This is a genomic window from Pantoea hericii (assembly GCF_014155795.1).
GTDB lineage: Bacteria > Pseudomonadota > Gammaproteobacteria > Enterobacterales > Enterobacteriaceae > Pantoea > Pantoea eucalypti.
Window position 1 is genome coordinate 349,264 of the sequence record NZ_SCKV01000005.1, and the last position, 18,952, is coordinate 368,215.

Here is an 18,952-nt window from a genome sequence, read left to right on the forward strand (position 1 = left end):
CATCGCCTCTTATTTGCCGCTGACTGAGTTGTGGATCATGTCGAGCCAGCCGGGAATGCCGAGCTGGAAGGACTGCAACAGCTTCATATCGAAACCACGGAAGAAGCCGCTCAGCACAAACAGCAGCACGATAGCGGTCATCATCACTTTGGTAACCCGATTCCAGCCGCTCTCTTCCACCCCTTTGCCGATCAGGATACCCAGCACCAGCCCAGGCACGGCATTGCCCATGATTAGCTGTGCCAGACCGCCAAAAATGGTGGCCCAGAAGCCTGACTTTTTACCTGCGTCGATTGCTGCCAGCCAGAAGATTACCGGCATCACCGTGTTCACCAGCAGGTTAGCGGCGGGCACCAGCACTTTGACTGCGGTAACCTGCAGCGCTGCGGGAACAGCTGACGCGGTAGAGTTGAGAAAGGCAACGACGATCATGCCGATAATGCCGCAGGCGATGGCCATTTTTTTCGGGTCGTGCAGCGTCTCTGCCACATTACGATTCTTCACCATCAGCGCGGCCGCGCCCCAGTTTGGGATGATGCGGTGATCGACATCCTGCGTGAATGAACCGGCTGCAACCGACGATGCCCAGGCATTGAAAAAGAAGCCAAGACCAAAGGAGAAGTGAGAGGCCGGATCGCCTTCGCACGAGTTCAGCTCGCCCAGCGTACGAAAGGCGCCCATGCCCTGGGTAGTGGGCGCGTGGAACATGCGTGCAGCACCCGCCCCCACACCCACACCGACCAGTCCGCCAATGATCAACGACTTAAACAAAATGATTAAAAACATGTTGTTGTACCTTGTTGTCGTTTTTACCCATCCTGCCTCAGCGCCCGCGTCGCTCCGGTCTTAGCGTCGCGCTATCGCGACAGCTGAGATTCGGTTCAGTAGCGGGCTGATGTAAACAGGTTCTGTTTTACGATGCCGCCGTAAACGTCACGCGTTCGGTGTCGAAAACGGTGACGCTGACAGTGATCTCCAGGGTGACGCTGAAGCTTCGCCGCTGACGTGCCAGAAAGAAGAAGAGAAACTTCTCGGTTTTGACGCTCTCCTGCGCGCACAGCACCCGGACATCCTGCGGTTCGATGCGCAGCAGAATTTTTTGCGTCGCGCGCAGAACCTGGTTTTGCACCCGACTCAGCGCGTCTGCAAAGGCTTTCGCTTTGGTATCGCCTTTGCCTTCGACCGTCACCTGAGTAACGTATTGTTCTTTCATAATCAGCTGCCGTGCTTCTTGTTCCAGGCCTGCACCAGCCGCTCGCCTAACTCTTCTTTATCCATGAAACCAAAACCCAGTACCGTGGCACCTTCATTAATGGCGGTGACGCCCTCATCGATAGAGCGCATACCATGCTTTGCTTTGTAGCCATATTTGTTCTGGGCGGTAATGGCGCCAGCGCCGCCGCTGCCGCAGAAGGAGATACCGAAATCGGCATTTTCTGCCTTCATCACGTCACCCAGTTTCATATCAGCCGCCACACCGGGTACCACAACAGCACGGCCACCTGCTTTTTCGATGCCAATAGCCACTTTCTGGCCTTTACCTAAACGATCGCCAATCACTACTGTTACCATGTTGTCTTCCTCTCTAGTTGTTGGATCGCGCGACTTCAATATGCACTGACAGCAGCCAGGCCTCTTCCCGGGGCAGATTGCCAAACAGATCGACCACCTGCTGCGCCAGTGCCACGGTTTCCGGTGGAATATCTTCAAACAGCTCCGCTTCCACGTCCGGCAGCGGCTCTCCGCTCAGCGAGCGTGACGCCATGGCGCCGACATGGGATTGCAGCATCTGCTGCTGGACCGCGTTGGGCTGAATGCCATGCTGCTGATAGAGCGCCGCAATCTGCGTCATTACGCTGTCAGCCAGTTGCTGCACTTTCTCCGGTGACGCTTCATACACCGGGACGCCCTTATTGCTCACCTTGCTACTCCTGTTAAACCGGATAATTCGCGTTAAAAATAAATTAACGGTCATCACCCCGACTGTGGAGAGGCAACATTTCCAGCAGTAAGTGGAAATTGACGTGAAGGTTGTGCGTCAGATCGCAGCCTGCACGCTTAGTGCGACAGGCGTCGCATAATGCGCAAAATGCGGGTTTTAACAGGTAAAGACGACGATGTTGTGCGGCGACAGGCGCGTTGCAAGAGGCTTTACGGCGCGGTAATAAGCAGAAGTGATGGTAAAAATCGCCGGTCAGGGTGACCGGCGATCTGATTAACGGAATTTCTTATGGTTGGTATTGCGGATGTCATCAAATTTAGCAGCTTCGCGCTTAGCGCCATCCACGTTGTTGGCTTTCGCCAGTGCACTGACCACGTCGATCTGCGCAATCAGCGAATCGAGGCCCGCCTGATAATCTTTGACCTGCGCGCTGTCAGCAGGCTGACCTTCCAGCTTATCCGGCGTTGATTTTTTGGCATCCTGCGCCGCGGCACGCATTTTGGTTAACGCCTGCTGCATCTCCTGAGCATTTTCACTTTTCTTGACGATTTTCAGGTTCGCATTCAGCGTGTCCATATCCTTTTCCAGATCCGCCGCATAGAGGCTGACGCTGGAGAACAACAGAGAAGCCGACAACATTGCAATCACATGCTTACGCATCATTACTTCCTTTTTATTGTGATGAAAAAAAAGCAGCCAACAGGCTGCTTCAGGAATCCATCTTATTGTCCCGCTATTTTCATCTCAGGCAGTAACACTGAACCGCACTGGATATTACTGCGGGTTTCAATATCGTCACCAATGGTCACCATGTTGCGCCACATCTCTTTGAGATTTCCGGCGATAGTGACTTCGCTGACCGGGTATTGAATAACACCATTCTCGACCCAGAAACCGGCTGCACCGCGTGAGTAGTCCCCAGTAATGGCGCTGACGCCCTGGCCCATCAGTTCAGTCACCACTAATCCGGTGCCCATCTGCTTCAGCAGTTCGTCAAAGCTGTGGCCCTGGCCCGCAATGCGCCAGTTATGGATGCCACCAGCATGACCGGTGCTGGTCAGGCCCAGTTTACGGGCTGAATAGCTGGTCAACAGCCATGTCTGCAGCACACCATCTTTGATGATGTCGCGCGCCTGAGTCCGCACCCCTTCGCTGTCGAATGGCGTGGAGGCGAGCCCTTTCAGCAGATGCGGCTGCTCATTAATAGTGAGCCACTCCGGCAGGATCTGCTGCCCCATGGAATCCAGCAGGAAGGTCGATTTACGGTACACGCTGCCACCGCTGATCGCGCCCACCAGATGACCAAACAAGCCGGTCGCCACTTCAGAAGCAAAAATCACCGGGGCTTTCATGGTCGGCAGTTTACGCGGAGCCAGACGGGAGAGCGTACGGCGTGCGCACTCTGCACCCACCCACTCCGGGCTTTTCAGATCCTCAAACGCACGGCCAATAGTATAAGCGTAATCACGCTCCATATTGCCATCCTGCTCGGCAATGACGCTGCTGGAGAGCGAGTGGCGGCTTGAGCAATAGCTCTGCAACATACCGTGGCTGTTGCCAAAGACTTTGATGCCGACGTGGCTATTGAAACTGCCCCCTTCGGTGTTCGTAATACGCTTGTCTGCACGCAGCGACGCCTGCTCCGCCTGTGCCGCCAGTTCAATGGCGCGGTCGGCGTCAATCTCCCACGGATGGTAGAGATCCAGGTCCGGCGCATCATACGCGAGTAACTCCGCGTCAGCCGGGCCGGCAAACGGATCGGGCGACGTGTAGCGCGCAATATCAATCGCCGCCTGCACGGTGCGTTTGATGGCGTCCGGACTGAGGTCGGTCGATGAGGCGCTGCCTTTACGATTCTGATGATAGACGGTGATGCCCAGCGCACCATCGCTGTTGAATTCGACGTTTTCCACTTCGCCATAGCGGGTGCTGACCCCGATGCCGGTAGTTTTACTTACTGCCACTTCCGCGCTGTCAGTGCTTGCTTTAGCCAGTTCAAGTGCCTGCGCAATGGCCTGCTCCAGGACTTTTCGCTGTTCTGCAACCTGAGTAGATACGTTCATCGACCTGCCCATAATCTTATGTGTGAATGATTTGAGTCTATCAGAGTCAGAGAACAATTTCGCAGTCACCCGATAAACTGGTACGATTAGCCTCTTTTTTTTGGGAGCCCGGAAATGACCAAACAGCCCGATGAGTGGCTCGACGATGTGCCAGATAATGACGAAGAAGAAGATGAAGAGATTATCTGGGTCAGTAAGAGTGAAATTAAACGCGATGCAGAAGAGTTAAAGCGCCTGGGTGCCGAACTGGTTGATCTGGGTAAAAACTCGCTGGATAAAATCCCGCTGGATGAGCGCCTGCGTAACGAAGTTGAACTGGCGCAGCGCATTAAGAAAGAGGGTCGCCGCCGTCAGCTGCAGCTGATCGGTAAACTGCTGCGCAGTATAGATGTGGAGCCGATTCGTGTTGCGCTGGACAAGCTCAATAATCGCCACAATCAGCAGGTTGCACTGTTCCATAAACTGGAAATGTTGCGCGATCGTCTGATTGAGCAGGGCGATGAGGCGATGGGCGATGTGATCGCGCTCTATCCCGAAGCCGATCGTCAGCAGTTACGCAGCATGATTCGTAACGCGCAGAAAGAGAAAGCGGGCAATAAGCCGCCGAAGTCTGCACGTCAGATTTTCCAGTATCTGCGCGAGCTGGCCGAAGCGAAGTAATGCCATGGCAGACGTGCTCAGACGGCGCACGGCCAGGGCAGGAAGTCTGAGCGGATTTGTAACGGCAAGAGATGAAAGGATTTACCAGGATTTTCCTGCAAAATAAGCGCCCTGTCGGGCGCCTGTCATATCAGGCCAGCCTGTCCAGCAGCTTCTGATGAATACCGCCGAACCCGCCGTTGCTCATGACCAGAATCGTGTCGCCTGGCTGAGCGGCTTTGACCACCATTTCGACCAGGGTATCGATATCCGCACTCCAGTGCGCAGGCGGTATACACGCTTCTGCCACGTCTGAAACCTGCCACGGAATATGGTGAGGCTGGAACAGGAAGACCTCATCAGCCCGTGCCAGAGACGGGGCCAGATCGTTTTTGCTGACGCCCATCTTCATCGTGTTGGAGCGTGGCTCCAGTACCGCCAGGATACGTGCTCTGCCGCCCACTTTACTGCGCAGCGCAGCCAGTGTTGCCAGAATCGCGGTCGGATGATGCGCGAAGTCATCATAGACTTTGATGCTGTTCACTTCACCGCGCAGCTCCAGCCGGCGACGTGCATTAATAAAGGTGTTCAGCGCCTGGCCTGCATCTTCCGGCTTCACACCGACATGCCGCGCGGCCGCAATCGCCATCAGGCCATTGTGCATGTTGTGTTCGCCAACCAGGCCCCAGTTCACTTCCCCGACTTTTTCGCCGTCGAGCCAGATTTCCCAGTGAGAGGCATCGTTGGTCAGCTTCTTCGCCTGCCAGCGCCCGTGCTCGCCAACGCTCTCCTGCTCACTCCAGCAGCCCATCGCCATTACCTGTTTGAGGTTAGGATCATGTTCCGGCAACAGGATCTTGCCCTGACCCGGCACGATCCGCACCAGATGGTGGAACTGCTTCTGGATCGCCCGCAGATCATCAAAGATGTCAGCATGATCAAACTCAAGGTTGTTGAGGATCAGGGTACGCGGACAGTAATGGACGAACTTGGAACGCTTGTCGAAAAACGCGCAGTCATACTCATCCGCTTCAATGACGAAGAATGGACTTTTTCCTAATTTTGCTGAGACATCGAAGTTTCCTGGTACACCACCAATAATGAAGCCGGGTTCAAGGCCGCATGCCTCGAGAATCCACGCTGCCATGCCTGCTGTGGTGGTTTTACCGTGGGTTCCGGCCACTGCCAGTACCCAGCGATCGCGCAGCACAAAATCGTGCAGCCACTGTGGGCCAGAGAGGTAGGGAATGTTGCGTTCCAGTACGGCTTCCACGCAAGGATTACCCCGCGTCATCGCATTGCCGATGATGACTAAGTCAGGCATCGGATCCAGCTGGCTGGGGTCATAACCTTCAGTCAATTCAATGCCTTGCTGTTCGAGCAGGGTACTCATTGGCGGATAAACGTTGGCGTCTGAACCGGTCACCTGATGACCAAGTGAACGTGCCAGCATCGCCAGACCGCCCATAAAAGTGCCACAAATCCCGAGGATGTGAATGCGCATAACATGATCCATTACTCAAAAGTTCGGCGCACAGTGTAACGCCGCTCGCAGACGGAAGAAACGGATTAGGACTATGGTTTTTGAAGTTCATTCGGCTAAACTGCGTACGCATCCGTTGGCAGACTGTTACGCGTGCTGCCACTCCATAGAAGATTCAGGGAATGTGTTATGAAAACGTTGGGCGAATTTATCGTCGAGAAGCAGCACGACTTTCCGCACGCCACAGGTGAACTGACGGCGCTGATTTCAGCTATCAAGCTGGGTGCCAAAATTATCCACCGCGACATCAACAAAGCCGGTTTAGTGGATATTCTCGGTGCCAGCGGCGTGGAGAATATTCAGGGTGAACAGCAGATGAAGCTTGATCTGTTTGCCAACGAAAAACTGAAGGCAGCACTGAAAGCACGTGGCATCGTCGCCGGTATCGCTTCTGAGGAAGAAGACGAGTTCGTTATCTTTGAAGGTGAGGAAAACGGTAAGTACGTGGTGTTAATGGATCCACTGGATGGTTCTTCTAACATCGACGTTAACGTTTCCGTCGGCACCATTTTCTCTATTTATCATCGCGTTAGCGAGCCCGGCACGCCAGTGGTTGAAGCGGACTTCATGCAGCCAGGCAACAAGCAGGTTGCTGCCGGTTACGTGGTCTACGGCTCATCCACCATGATGGTTTATACCACCGGCGCAGGTGTGCATGCGTTTACTTATGATCCGTCACTGGGTGTATTCTGCCTCAGTCACGAACGTATGACCTATCCGCCAACCGGATACACCTATTCGATCAACGAAGGTAACTACATTCGTTTCCCGCAGGGTGTGAAGAAATATCTGAAGTTCTGTCAGGAAGAGGATCTGCCAACGCATCGTCCTTATACCTCACGTTACATCGGCTCGCTGGTTGCGGATTTCCACCGTAATCTGCTGAAAGGCGGTATCTACCTCTATCCAAGTACCGCCAGCCATCCTCAGGGCAAGCTACGTTTGCTGTATGAGTGCAACCCGATGGCGTTCCTGGCCGAGCAGGCGGGCGGTAAAGCGACCGACGGTCAGAGACGTATTCTGGATATTCCACCGGTCACGCTGCATCAGCGTTGCCCGTTCTACTGCGGTAACGAGGCGATGGTTAACGACGTTGAGCGTTTCCTGGCTGAGTTCCCGGATTGCCGTCAGGGTTAATCCGGAAGTAGTATAAAAAGTCATGTAGAAAGGGCGCGATTTCGCGCCCTTTCTGTTTTTTACGCCGTCTGCAATCTGAACTGCGCCATCGTTGACTGAAGCTGGTCGGATTGTGCTTCCAGCGACTGAGTCGCAGCCGTTGCCTGCTCCACCAGCGCGGCGTTCTGCTGAGCTGCCGCATCCATCTGCGTGACGGCCAGATTGACCTGCTCAATACCACGGCTCTGTTCGTCGGAGGCCATCGAGATCTCTTTCATCAGTGCCGTGACGCGCATCACCTCACCAGAAATCTCATCCATGGTTTCCCCGGCGCGCGTCGCCATCTCACTGCCCTCTTTCACCCGAGACTGTGAGTCACTGATCAGCGTGCGGATCTCTTTGGCTGCGTTAGCACTGCGCTGTGCCAGCGTGCGCACTTCATTTGCCACCACCGCAAAGCCACGGCCCTGCTCGCCTGCACGCGCCGCTTCCACGGCGGCATTGAGCGCCAGGATGTTAGTCTGGAAAGCGATGCCATCAATCACGCTGAGAATGTCGCCGATACGATTGGCGCTTTCGGTGATCTCATTCATTTTTTCCATCACGTAGCTGACGACCTCAGCGCCGCGATCGGCAGTATCGGAGACCGCGCTTGCCAGCTGGTTCGCCTGCTGAGCATTTGTGGCGTTAAGTCGCACGGTGGCTGTAAGCTGCTCCATACTGGCCGCCGTCTGCTCCAGCGAGGCGGCGGACTCTTCGGTGCGCTGAGACAGATTGACGTTACCGGCCGCCAGTTCACGGCTGCCGATGTCGATCTGCATACTCGCTTCACGCACCTGACTCACTGAGGTCCGCAATGAGTCCTGCATCCCGCTCAGTGCATGGTTAAGCCGGCCCAGCTCATTGTTGCTGGACGGTGGCAGCGCCTGCGACAGATCACCCGCCGCGATCTGCTCAAGATGGACAATCGCCTGGTTCAGCGGCTGCAGCAGCATCCGGCGCAGCAGTTGCCAGGCAAGCACCAGCAGCAGCAACGTTAATATCCCTGCCACACCGATCAGGATTTTCATTTTGGTTTCGTTTTGGGCCGCCTGCACCAGCTGAGCCTGCGTGACCTGGTCAGCAAACTGGCTGAAGTCAGTGACCGCCTTATCGTAACTGGCCGCCAGTGTTGCCAGGTTGCCTTCCAGCAGCTGGTAATATTCGTCGGTATATTGCTTATCCAGCGCGTCCATCATCGGTTTGATGCCCTGGTCGAGATAGGCTTTGTAACTGGCTGAAACCGCATCCGCCAGCATCTTACCGTGCGCCGTCACCGTTCCTGCGTCCACAAAGCGCTTCAGGTTGAGTTGTGATGACACCACATCCGCCTGTGAGAGTTTTGTAACTGCCGCGCCCTCTTCCAGCATACCAATTTCAATTTTACGCACTGCCAGCGCTGCGTTAGCGCGGGCACGCATCAGATCTGAATTGCTCTTATAAAGACTGTTCAGCTCGATCCCCTGAATGCGGTTAACCACATCCAGCGAGCGGTTTCCTTTGTTAATTGCCACGATACCCATAGAACTCACCGCCAACAGCAGCAGTGTCATAAATGCCAGCAAAGCCAGCAACCCCGTGCGAAGTGATAACTGTTTCATCCTGATAGTTTCCGTGTATGTGAAAAGGCGAATTTCAAGCGGCCTCAAAGCGGAGGAATTATCGGCAGTAACGGTCCGAAACTTTAACGCTGATTAGTGTTAACAACTTGATCATCACAGAAACATCCATCAAGCTGATTGCCGCCCATCCGTTATCCGGAGAAAAGAATGAAACCAGGTTTGTTTCTGATGCTGATCTGCCTCAGCACATCGGCGCTGGCAGAGGATATGCCGTCAGACGCTTCGCCTGATCGCTGCCTCAATAATGCCTCAACGACTCTTGCAATGAATCAGTGCTACGCGGCAGCAAGCAAGGTCTGGGATCAGGCGATGAATAAGCAGTACAACAAGCTGATGAAAACGCTCTCCGGCGAACCGAAGAACAAACTGCGTGCCGCTCAGCGTGCCTGGCTGAGCTACCGCGACAGCTGGCTGGAGGCGAGTCGCAGTCAGCTCAGTTCTCAGGGAACACTGGGTAGCGTGGCCCTGAGCGCGCAGCATCTGAGCCTGGTACGTAATCAGGCGCTGATGTTGCAATCACTTTCTAAAGGCAGTTGTGCGAATCCCGATGACTGCTGATCGATAACTGGCTTTTGCACTGGCGGAAGTCAGTGCGTTCCATAACCTTCAGGGAGAAACCATGGCTGCTTACGCCTCGACCATCATTCTGATTTGCCTCGCCGTGCTGAGTTATTTCGTACACAACAATGCGGTCACAATTTCGATTCTGGTGCTGCTGGCGATTAAAATTACCCCGCTGGCGCAGTTCTTCCCCTACGTCGAAAAACAGGGCATTACCTTAGGCATCATTATTCTTACTGTGGCAGTCATGGCGCCGCTGGCCAGCGGCTCATTGCCCGCCTCCGCCTTAATCAAATCCTTTGCCAACTGGAAGTCGATTGTGGCGATTCTGGTGGGGATTTTTGTCGCCTGGCTGGGCGGTCGTGGCGTGAATTTTATGAGCGTACAACCCTCTGTAATCGGAGGTCTGCTGATTGGTACGGTGATAGGCGTCGCGTTCTTTCGTGGCGTGCCAGTAGGGCCACTGATTGCCGCAGGCATTGTTTCACTGTTTGTGGCAGCTAAGTAGCGTTTGGGCGCATTCCGAAACGCCAAAAAGGGGGCATACATTCAGAGTCAGTTGGCTATAATAGCCGACACTCAACATACGACTACTGAAGGAATACCAGATGAGTTTGAACCAGGTGCCAGCAGGTAAAGACCTGCCAGAAGATATCTACGTTGTCATTGAGATCCCAGCGAACGCTGATCCGATCAAATATGAAGTTGATAAAGAGTCTGGTGCCCTGTTTGTAGACCGTTTCATGTCTACCGCCATGTTCTATCCGTGCAACTACGGTTACATCAACCATACCCTTTCTCTGGATGGTGATCCGGTTGACGTACTGGTTCCAACCCCGTATCCACTGGTCCCAGGCTCCGTGATCCGCTGCCGTCCGGTTGGCGTGCTGAAAATGACCGACGAGTCTGGTGAAGATGCCAAACTGGTTGCCGTTCCGCACACCAAGCTTTCTAAAGAGTACGATCACATCAAAGATGTGAACGACCTGCCAGAACTGCTGCGTGCACAGATCACCCACTTCTTTGAACACTACAAAGATCTGGAAAAAGGCAAATGGGTGAAAGTGGATGGCTGGGATAACGCCGAAGCCGCTAAAGCTGAAATCATCTCCTCTTATGAGCGCGCACAGAAGAAGTAATTCTGCTGCCGGTTTGTAAGTCGAAAAAAAAACACCGTCCAAATGGACGGTGTTTTTGTTCAGGCCTCTGGCTCCTCATCACGCTTTAGCCAGTCACCACTCATAATGCGCTGGCGTCCTGCCACTGAGCGTTGATAGACATAAAGCCATGCACTGCCAAACGGCGTCTGAGTCAGAAATCGTTTGTACTCTCCCCCTTTGGTGCGAAGCGCATCCAGCTCCGCCAGGGTTGAGGCATCAATGCGGTACACCTCACAATGTACCGCTCCATTGCCCTCTATTACGCCGGGATAATGGCCCAGACTATACAGCTCAAAGCCTTCAATCTGGTGATCACCCAGCCACTGCGCATTGGTCATCCAGTGACTGTTTCCCTGTTTGCGCCGTAAACTGCCGTAGACAATTATTCGCATTGCTAAAACTCAAACTGATAGAGCAAATCGAGAGCCTGATCCACACCGGACACGGCTTCCAGATAGAGCTTAGGCATCAGGCGGTAACGCAAGGTTAACGTCGCCAGTGAATCAAATATGCCAACACCGTATTTTACCTGCAGATCCGGTAGCACGTAGCCGCTGACCTGCACCTGCTGGCTATCGCCAACACCGGCAGTATCAACGGCGAGATTGCTGACACCGAAGGTCTCTCCGATTTTACCCACAACCTGACCACTTTGTGCAACCCCTAAGCCAACAAGTGCCGACGTTAGAGCGTTACTGTCGCCGTCGCTGCCTAATCCCTGACCACGCAGCAGGTAGGAAAGCGCTTCCTGTTGCGACATCGCCGGATCGGAGAAGACTTCCGCTTTAGGTTCATCGGCAAGGCCGGTCACGCGCAGACCGGCAGTGACGCCATCTTCCGTCGCATCCGGGTTACGAATGGCTTCCAGGTTAACGTAAGGCTGATCAGGCGGCCCGGCAAACTGCAGCTCACCTTTACGCACAATCAGATCCTGACCATAGGCGTGGAAGCGACCGGATGGAATGTTGATCTGGCCGTTTAAGCCCAGTCCTGACTTATCCTGCACCATTTTCAGATCGCCATTCAGCTTCGCTTTCAGACCAAATGCAGACAGGCGCACATCGTTGCCGACGTGGATCACCAGGTTACTGTTAATCGGAATCGCAGCGGTTTGCGGTGCAATTGGCTTCAGCTGTTTATCCAGCATCACCTCATCTGACGAGACGCCCGTCGCGCTTTCCGGCACTTCCTGCACCGTGATGCGCGCCCACGGAATATCGACGCTGCCATCAAGGTTAAAGGCGGCTGGCGTCGCTTCAAATACCAGATCCGGCGAGACATCCATACGCACCATCGGCGGAACGGTGACGCGAACCCGACTGCCCTGCGCCGCGATGCGCGCACGCCAGTTATCGAGCTGGCTCCAGTCGGCGTTACCGCTAAGATTGATGTTGCCCTGTGCAGTCTGGACCAGTCCGTTCAAAGTAGAACTCATACCGTTGAACACCAGATTCAGGTTGGCGGCGGTCAGATCGACCGGCATAAAGTTGCCATCCACATCCACACCCGTCAGACCCAACTGCCCAAACACCTGCGGCTGCTGCACACTTCCCCCCAGGCGAAGGCTGCTGTTCAGGCTGCCTTTGATCTTCTCGCCCTGCATCAGCGCAGGATTGATCATCGCCAGCGAGATATTGCGGATGTTCACGTTACCGCCCAGCGTGCGGCGATTTTGCGGATCGTCGATCTGCACGTTGCCATCCAGCTGCCCGTTTTTGGCAATGCGGATCAGCCAGTCGAGCTGTGCGCGACCGTTTCGCAGTGCGGCATTCAGGTTAAGCGTGTCAAAGGCGATCGGCAGGCTGTTGCCCTGAACATCCTGCACCACTTTTACGCCGTTACCCTTCAGCGCCACAGTACCGGTTGGCAGGCTGCCATCCGCCGTCCAGTTAACGCGTACATCGCCACTGAACAGGCCGCTGAGCTGGGTTGCCTCCGGCATAAATGGCTTGACCATCGCAAGGTCAAAACGGTTCAGCACCACATGCGCCTTACCTGCCGGGCCCGCTTCAATCGGCTCCGGTACACAAATTTGTGCATTGGGGTTCTGCCAGCAATGCGGCCCGATGGTCGCCGTCTGACGGCTGTTCAGATAGTCGATGGCCATGGCGCGGGTCAGACGCCACTCGCCCACGGGCGTGTCAAAGCGGGTATCGTTTAGCGAGCCTTTCCAGCGCTCGGTCTGGCGATCAAAGCTGCCGTTGAGCGCCAGCTGACCCGAGACCGGTTTGCCCTGCACAGTCAGCTTCATCTGATGCTGACGCTCATTCCCCTCTGCATTCAGCGTCAGCAGGCCGATGTTCAGCGCATCCTGCTTCAGTTGCTCAACGCGAAGTTGCAGTTTACCGGCGACCTGTTCGCCGGAGCGGACATCGCCATTCAGGGTGACGCGATTAATCTGCATCTGCTGCCAGCGCAGACCACGGGCATTGAGATCGGCCAGCAGCTGCGGTGTCTTCAGAGTGCCACGCGCTTTAATCGTGCCGTTGACCACGCCGCCCAGACCCGGCAGCGCATTGTCGAGCTGTGGCGCATCAATACTGGCATCAAGATCCAGACTGTCGCCCAGCGCCCCTTTGACATCCAGATGGTTGCGTCCCAGCGCCAGCTTAATACCCGGCACCGTCCACTGGTTGTAGCTGTTACCGGTCAGTGAGCCGTCAGCGGTTACGGCATTCTTTTTCACGTTACCTTTTAGCTGAAGCTGCGGCACGCTCAGCTGCCAGGTGCCGCCATACAGACTGCCGCGCGTGGTGATTTTGCCATCCAGCCGCGCGGGCCAGTCAGGATACTGTTTCGCAGTATTGATCCCTGCCAGCGTCAGCTCACTGCGCCAGCTGATTGCCTTACTCCAGTCCACCAGCGCGGTGAGATCGATATTGCCCTGCAGCGCGGCTACGCGCAGGCGATCGAGGCTGAACTGCTCAACGTTACCTTTACCCGTCAGCGAGACATTGGCCGGTGGCACAGATTCGCCCTTCACGGCGGTCTGCAGTGACATCACATAGTCGGTGGCTTTGCCTTTGAACTGATAGTCCAGGTTATCGGCCTGATACTGTATCGGTCCGGTTAGCGGCCAGCGCAGTTGCGGACTGGTCAGCTGAAGTGACAGCGGCAGTCCCGCGACAGCCAGTTGGGTCGTCGCATCCAGCTGCGCATTGACCGGACCTGAGAGATTCAGGCCCAGCTTCAGCGTGTCGCGCATCGCGCCGTTAAGTTTCAGCGCCAGCTTTTCGCCTTTAATCGGATCGGTATTGACCGTGCCATTCAGGGAGAAATCGACCGGCCAGTTATCCGCCAGCGTCGCCTGCCCACTCCCCGTCAGATTGCCCAGATTCGAGTCCACTTCCAGCGTCGTTAACTGCATCTGCCGATCGGCGGTTTTGGCTTTCAGCAACAACCGGCTGACAGCGATATCGGTGTCGCCGGTCACGCGCAGCTGCTCGCCCAGAATCTGCTGTACGTCAATATCCAGCGGCAGACGGAAATCAGGCAATGCCGGTAGCAGCGGTTGCGCAAACATCGCCTGCAGCGTTTCGCCCAGCGGTTTCTCAGCGGGATGCGGCTGCTGAACTTTCGGATCGACCACCTCTTCCTTCACCACTTTTGCCGCTTTTGGCAGCGCAATCAGCAGGCTTTGGATATGGGTCGGATTCAGCGTCAGCGCACGATCCTGCCACTGCAGGCCCGTGGTGAAATCAAGCAGCGAGATCGCGGTGTCATCAACCTTCACATTGATGTTGTGCAGGCCAAGATGACGCAGCGTGATGGGGTATGGTGTGCTGAGGTTAGCGTTGCTACTCTCCTCTTCCGGTGCGGCGGCGGCAGGTGCCATTTTCTTGCTGTCGACGACCACGCTGATATCGCGCAGGGAGACATCGTTGACGCACACGGAGGAGTGCAGCAGGCAGTTAAGATCTACCGCCAGGTGAATCTGCCCGGCATCAACACTGACGCCGGGCATCTCAAAGCGCAGACCGTTAAGGGTCAGGTTACGCCAGCCGCCATCGACCTGTTTGATCGACAGGCCAGGCACCCAGCGCGATGCACCCTTGAGCACTAAATGCAGTCCCGGCGTGGTCCCGATTAAAAATGCCACGCCACCCAACAGCACAACCAGAAAGATCAGAATACCGATCAGGACCTTTTTCCACAGCTTCATAGTTCAGGCCCCAGTCCTACGTAAAATTGCAATCCATGCTCCTCGTCATCCCCGATAGGTCTGGCAATATCAAATTTGATGGGGCCAACCGGTGAAGACCAGCGCATACCGACACCTGCACCGGTTTTGATATTGCTCTGTTTAATGTCGTTAACCGCTTCGCCTGAGTCGACAAACACCGCGCCCCACCATTTACCGGTGACGTTATACTGATATTCCAGCGATCCGGTGGCGAGTTTTGATGCCCCGGTGAGTTTGCCGTCGTCGTCACGCGGTGAAATATTTTTGTATTTGTAACCGCGAATACTGCGGTCACCACCCGCGAAGAAGCGCAGATCCGGTGGCACCTTGTCGAAGTCGTTGGTTTCAATCCAGCCAAGATTGCCGCGCGCCACAAAGCGATGACTGTCACCGAGAGTGCGAATCCAGACGTTTTGCGCCTGCAGAATCAGGAAGTCGACGTCGGAGCCCCATGTCGTATCGGAAACGTCGACGGAGTAGCGCTGTGAGTCGCCCCAGGTCGGCATCAGACCGCCGCGCGAGCGGGTGCGGTTTACGCTGACGCCGGGATAGAGCAGCATGGTGGTATTGGTCACACTGCCCTGCGTAAAGTGATCCAGGCTCCAGCGCAGGTTGACCGCCTTCTGCCAGCCGCTGCTGCTGTCCCAGTTGCGCGACATCGCAAGCGTGGTGGTGTCGGCTTTGGTGTCGTTAAGGTCGGTACGCTTGAGGCCTCCGGAGAAGGTGTAGTACTGCTCCAGTGGGCTCTTCAGTAACGGGACTTTATAGCTGAGGTCGACCTGCTGTTCCGGCGCAGACACGTAGGCGCTGGCTGTCAGGCTGTGGCCGCTGTCGTTGATCCACGGTTTTTTCCACGTTCCTTTCAGCCGCGGACCGACGTCAGTTGAGTAGCCGACGCCGGTTTCAATGGTGTTTTCGGTGCGGGGTGACATCACGGCACTCAGCGGCAGCACTTTAGTCTGTCGTCCCTTGCTGAATTCCGGCGCGACCACCACCGAATTAAACCAGCCGGTGGCGGAGAGGCGGCGATTCAGTTCGGCCAGATCGCGTGAGCTGTAGTAATCCCCTTCTTTAAAGGGCACCAGATTTTGCAGATACTCTTCACGAATCTGCGATCCCTGAAAAGTGACGTCACCAAAGCGATAGCGCTCGCCGCTGTCGTAGTCGATATCCCAGAACGCTTCATGGCGCTCAACCGAGACGCCGAGCTGGCTTTTTTTAAAGGTGCCGTCGAAGTAGCCGTTACGCAGCGCAAGATTAGAGAAGCCGCTTTTAAATTTGTCATACTGCCCGTGGTTAAGCTGCGTGCCCACTTTGGGCCGTCCCTGCTTCACCCAGGCTTTGTAATCAGGATCATTGCGCGCATCACCTTCCACCACAATGGTGCTGCCGCCAATTTTGACAGCCTCGCCCGGCGTCACATGTGCGATTAATACCGGCCGTCCTCCCTTCGCAGGCGCGGGGCGGGATTCGAAGTCGATGGTCGGCTCGTAATAACCAAGGGCGCGTAGCCCCTCTTTTATTGCAACAGAGACACGTGCACGAAAACGGCCATCATTCGAGACCTCGTCGCTGCCGATGGTGGAAAGGCGCGCTCTGACATTCTTTTGCAGATCCCCGGTTAAGCCATCTACCTGTAATCGCACGGTCGCCGCCTCAAGGGCGGGCGCGGCAAGCAGCAGGCCAGCTATGCAATAAACATAAAATCGTGGCACCTGTACTCCTGTTAATCATGCCGGCCCCTTTTCCGCGGGGCACTTATTAATCATCTTTGCCCGCACTACCGCAACGGCAACATCCTCATCATAGCCGCACTTTATGGCAAACGGCGGCGCAAAATCGACTTCTAACTCAAATAACGCGGCTATTGTCGGTAAATGGGGGGATTGATACAACTCCTGCAGGCGGGAATGAGCGGTCCAAAATGATTCACTCAGATAAATCTGAGTCGATAACGCACCGTTCTGCCTGCTAATCCTGAGGGAAGCGGCAGATTGCCCTCTGGCGGCCCGATGAGCGCTCCTGCTATAATCTGCCACCACAGGCATTCCGCCTGTTTTCATTTCTGCCCCGACATGTACGTTGTCGAACTGGCGCAGACATTTTTGGCACGGATAGCTCTGTTTCACGGATAAACCAACTCTGTTTGCGCTTACCCACGCTGCCCAGGCCAAAAATGACAAGTGGATAACCCTTTGGATCTCATATGTTAGATAGCTTGCTTGTCATTTTATTGCTGATTGTAATCAGTGCCTTTTTCTCCCTGTCGGAGATCTCGCTGGCGGCCGCCCGTAAGATCAAACTGAAACTTCTGGCCGACGAAGGCAACGTCAATGCCCAGCGTGTGCTGAAAATGCAGGAAACGCCGGGCATGTTCTTCACCGTGGTGCAGATTGGCCTTAACGCTGTCGCCATCCTGGGCGGTATTGTCGGCGACGCGGCATTTTCACCGGTTTTCAGCGGCCTGTTTAACCGCTTTGTTTCGCCGGAACTGGCGGAACAGCTCAGCTTTATCTGTTCATTCACCATCGTGACCAGCCTGTTTATCCTGTTTGCCGACTTAACACCAAAGCGGGTTGGCATGGTCGCACCGGAAACCATCGCGCTGCGCATCATCAATCCGATGCGTTTCTGCCTGTTAGTGATGCGTCCGCTGGTATTTCTGTTTAATGGCCTGGCCAACGTCTTCTTCCGTATTTTCAAGCTGCCGATGGTGCGTAAAGATGACATCACCTCCGACGATATCTACGCGGTGGTGGAAGCCGGTGCGCTGGCGGGCGTTCTGCGCAAGCAGGAGCATGAGCTGATTGAAAACGTGTTTGAGCTGGAGTCACGTACCGTTCCCTCTTCAATGACCTCACGCGAGAATATTGTCTGGTTTGATCTGCACGAAGATGAGACCAGCCTCAAGACCAAAATCGCCCAGCATCCTCATTCGAAGTTTCTGGTCTGCAGCGGCGACATCGATCATATCGTTGGCTATGTCGACTCAAAAGAGCTGCTGCTGCGCGTACTCGGCAATCAGAGCATGGCGCTGAACAGCGGCCTGCAGATTCGCTCTGCGCTAATCGTGCCGGACACGCTGACGCTCTCAGAAGCGCTGGAAAGTTTTAAAACCGCTGGTGAAGATTTCGCGGTGATCATGAACGAATATGCGCTGGTCGTGGGCATCATTACGCTGAATGACGTCATGACCACACTGATGGGCGATCTGGTCGGTCAGGGCATGGAAGAGCAGATCGTGGCGCGCGATGAGAATTCATGGCTGGTTGAAGGCGGCACACCGATTGATGACGTGATGCGCGTGCTGGACATCGATGATTTCCCGCAGTCAGGCAACTACGAAACCATCGGCGGCTTTATGATGTATATGCTGCGTAAGATTCCAAAGCGTACCGATTTTGTGAAGTTTGCTGGCTATAAGTTCGAAGTGGTAGATATCGATAGCTACCGTATCGATCAGCTGCTGGTCACCCGCATTGATGAACGACCACCCGTGCTGAACCTGACCAAAACCGAAGAAGAGTAAATGACTCAGAGCGTGTCCCGGCGGCTATTATTGTCCCAGGCAGTCCTGGATACAGAGCGCGCGGAACAACCGGAACGTTTACGTAGCAGTTGGAGATTGTGGGCACCGTCCGTGTTCGGACAGGCAAAGGGAATAGCCTGATAGGTCATACACTAAGGGCGCCATCGGCGCCCTTGTTATTAGTTGAACTCAAGTTTGAGACGAACGACCTGGCGGTTAATTTCTGACATCACGCTCAGGTGCTGTTTGTCTTTGACGCGAGGGATTAATACTTTCCCTTTATCGAACTCGAACGCGCCCACGTCCTTGATATACAACCTTCCTTTGAAAAGCGTTTTTACATATTTCGCTATTTGTAGCGGATTATAGCGCTGGAAGATCTTCATGCTGTTTAACTCCTGTACATTTTTAAGCACGCTTCGCCGTTTCCAAATTTGGTTCCAGCCCATGAAGCGCGAATTCGCGATAACTATAGAACACTAAAACTGACTGATGTTCCTAAAAGTGAATTTTTTTACTGAATTGACACATCATTACAGAACACTCTGTTATCAG

General features: G+C 54.8%; 18 protein-coding genes. 6 read left to right on the forward strand and 12 right to left on the reverse strand.

What is annotated here, in order from left to right; all coding sequences use genetic code 11:
- Positions 1 to 9: 9 nt before the first annotated feature.
- From H7K52_RS13500 to pmbA, 6 genes are all read right to left on the reverse strand, one after another.
- On the reverse strand, positions 10 to 786 hold the full coding sequence (locus H7K52_RS13500; protein ID WP_008925780.1) for a DUF4311 domain-containing protein: 777 nt from the start codon (positions 784 to 786) through the stop codon (positions 10 to 12).
- A 127-nt stretch (positions 787 to 913) separates the two neighbouring features.
- Entirely contained in the window at positions 914 to 1,213 is a 300-nt protein-coding gene (locus H7K52_RS13505) for a DUF4312 family protein (RefSeq protein WP_003855530.1), read from the reverse strand.
- Positions 1,214 to 1,215: 2 nt separating this feature from the next.
- Positions 1,216 to 1,572, reverse strand: coding sequence for an SFCGS family glycine-rich protein (locus tag H7K52_RS13510; protein ID WP_003855529.1), 357 nt, complete (start codon positions 1,570 to 1,572; stop codon positions 1,216 to 1,218).
- A gap of 13 nt (positions 1,573 to 1,585) precedes the next feature.
- The gene (locus H7K52_RS13515) at positions 1,586 to 1,921 is read right to left on the reverse strand and encodes a glycine dehydrogenase (RefSeq protein WP_003855528.1); all 336 of its coding nucleotides are present in this window, start codon (positions 1,919 to 1,921) and stop codon (positions 1,586 to 1,588) included.
- 294 nt (positions 1,922 to 2,215) lie between these two features.
- The gene (gene cybC / locus H7K52_RS13520; RefSeq protein WP_105100033.1) at positions 2,216 to 2,602 is read right to left on the reverse strand and encodes a cytochrome b562; all 387 of its coding nucleotides are present in this window, start codon (positions 2,600 to 2,602) and stop codon (positions 2,216 to 2,218) included.
- A gap of 62 nt (positions 2,603 to 2,664) precedes the next feature.
- The gene (gene pmbA / locus H7K52_RS13525) at positions 2,665 to 4,005 is read right to left on the reverse strand and encodes a metalloprotease PmbA (protein ID WP_003855526.1); all 1,341 of its coding nucleotides are present in this window, start codon (positions 4,003 to 4,005) and stop codon (positions 2,665 to 2,667) included.
- Positions 4,006 to 4,119: 114 nt separating this feature from the next.
- Here pmbA and yjgA point away from each other — a divergent pair, with 114 nt between their 5' ends.
- Positions 4,120 to 4,665 carry a ribosome biogenesis factor YjgA gene (yjgA, locus tag H7K52_RS13530; RefSeq protein WP_003855525.1) on the forward strand — a complete coding sequence of 182 codons (546 nt, stop codon included), beginning with the start codon at positions 4,120 to 4,122 and terminating at the stop codon, positions 4,663 to 4,665.
- Positions 4,666 to 4,795: 130 nt separating this feature from the next.
- Here yjgA and mpl read toward each other — a convergent pair whose 3' ends face one another.
- Positions 4,796 to 6,148, reverse strand: coding sequence for a UDP-N-acetylmuramate:L-alanyl-gamma-D-glutamyl-meso-diaminopimelate ligase (gene mpl / locus H7K52_RS13535; RefSeq protein WP_182630131.1), 1,353 nt, complete (start codon positions 6,146 to 6,148; stop codon positions 4,796 to 4,798).
- A 168-nt stretch (positions 6,149 to 6,316) separates the two neighbouring features.
- Between mpl and fbp the strand changes: the two genes are divergently transcribed.
- A complete protein-coding gene (gene fbp, locus H7K52_RS13540) occupies positions 6,317 to 7,324 on the forward strand; it encodes a class 1 fructose-bisphosphatase (RefSeq protein WP_003855523.1) in 1,008 nt (335 codons plus the stop codon).
- A gap of 59 nt (positions 7,325 to 7,383) precedes the next feature.
- Here the strand turns inward: fbp and H7K52_RS13545 are convergent, their stop codons facing one another.
- Positions 7,384 to 8,943 carry a methyl-accepting chemotaxis protein gene (locus tag H7K52_RS13545; protein ID WP_003855522.1) on the reverse strand — a complete coding sequence of 520 codons (1,560 nt, stop codon included), beginning with the start codon at positions 8,941 to 8,943 and terminating at the stop codon, positions 7,384 to 7,386.
- A 168-nt stretch (positions 8,944 to 9,111) separates the two neighbouring features.
- Between H7K52_RS13545 and H7K52_RS13550 the strand changes: the two genes are divergently transcribed.
- From H7K52_RS13550 to ppa, 3 genes are all read left to right on the forward strand, one after another.
- The gene (locus tag H7K52_RS13550; RefSeq protein WP_039659418.1) at positions 9,112 to 9,522 is read left to right on the forward strand and encodes a lysozyme inhibitor LprI family protein; all 411 of its coding nucleotides are present in this window, start codon (positions 9,112 to 9,114) and stop codon (positions 9,520 to 9,522) included.
- Positions 9,523 to 9,583: 61 nt separating this feature from the next.
- A complete protein-coding gene (locus tag H7K52_RS13555) occupies positions 9,584 to 10,033 on the forward strand; it encodes a DUF441 domain-containing protein (RefSeq protein WP_003855520.1) in 450 nt (149 codons plus the stop codon).
- Between the two features lie 100 nt (positions 10,034 to 10,133).
- Positions 10,134 to 10,664 carry an inorganic diphosphatase gene (ppa, locus tag H7K52_RS13560; RefSeq protein WP_003855519.1) on the forward strand — a complete coding sequence of 177 codons (531 nt, stop codon included), beginning with the start codon at positions 10,134 to 10,136 and terminating at the stop codon, positions 10,662 to 10,664.
- A 59-nt stretch (positions 10,665 to 10,723) separates the two neighbouring features.
- Here ppa and H7K52_RS13565 read toward each other — a convergent pair whose 3' ends face one another.
- Genes H7K52_RS13565 through tamA form a run of 3 tightly spaced genes read right to left on the reverse strand, consistent with a single transcriptional unit; the run spans position 10,724 to position 16,583 of the window.
- On the reverse strand, positions 10,724 to 11,077 hold the full coding sequence (locus H7K52_RS13565; RefSeq protein ID WP_008925784.1) for a gamma-glutamylcyclotransferase family protein: 354 nt from the start codon (positions 11,075 to 11,077) through the stop codon (positions 10,724 to 10,726).
- A gap of 2 nt (positions 11,078 to 11,079) precedes the next feature.
- Entirely contained in the window at positions 11,080 to 14,847 is a 3,768-nt protein-coding gene (tamB, locus tag H7K52_RS13570) for an autotransporter assembly complex protein TamB (protein WP_182630132.1), read from the reverse strand.
- A complete protein-coding gene (gene tamA / locus H7K52_RS13575) occupies positions 14,844 to 16,583 on the reverse strand; it encodes an autotransporter assembly complex protein TamA (RefSeq protein WP_182630133.1) in 1,740 nt (579 codons plus the stop codon). The genes tamB and tamA overlap by 4 nt, the downstream gene beginning before the upstream one ends.
- A gap of 491 nt (positions 16,584 to 17,074) precedes the next feature.
- On the opposite strand from tamA, the gene paeA reads away from it, so the two are divergent.
- The gene (paeA, locus tag H7K52_RS13580; protein ID WP_008925787.1) at positions 17,075 to 18,397 is read left to right on the forward strand and encodes a polyamine export protein PaeA; all 1,323 of its coding nucleotides are present in this window, start codon (positions 17,075 to 17,077) and stop codon (positions 18,395 to 18,397) included.
- A gap of 179 nt (positions 18,398 to 18,576) precedes the next feature.
- Here the strand turns inward: paeA and H7K52_RS13585 are convergent, their stop codons facing one another.
- The gene (locus H7K52_RS13585) at positions 18,577 to 18,783 is read right to left on the reverse strand and encodes a DUF1107 domain-containing protein (RefSeq protein WP_003855513.1); all 207 of its coding nucleotides are present in this window, start codon (positions 18,781 to 18,783) and stop codon (positions 18,577 to 18,579) included.
- Positions 18,784 to 18,952: the final 169 nt, after the last annotated feature.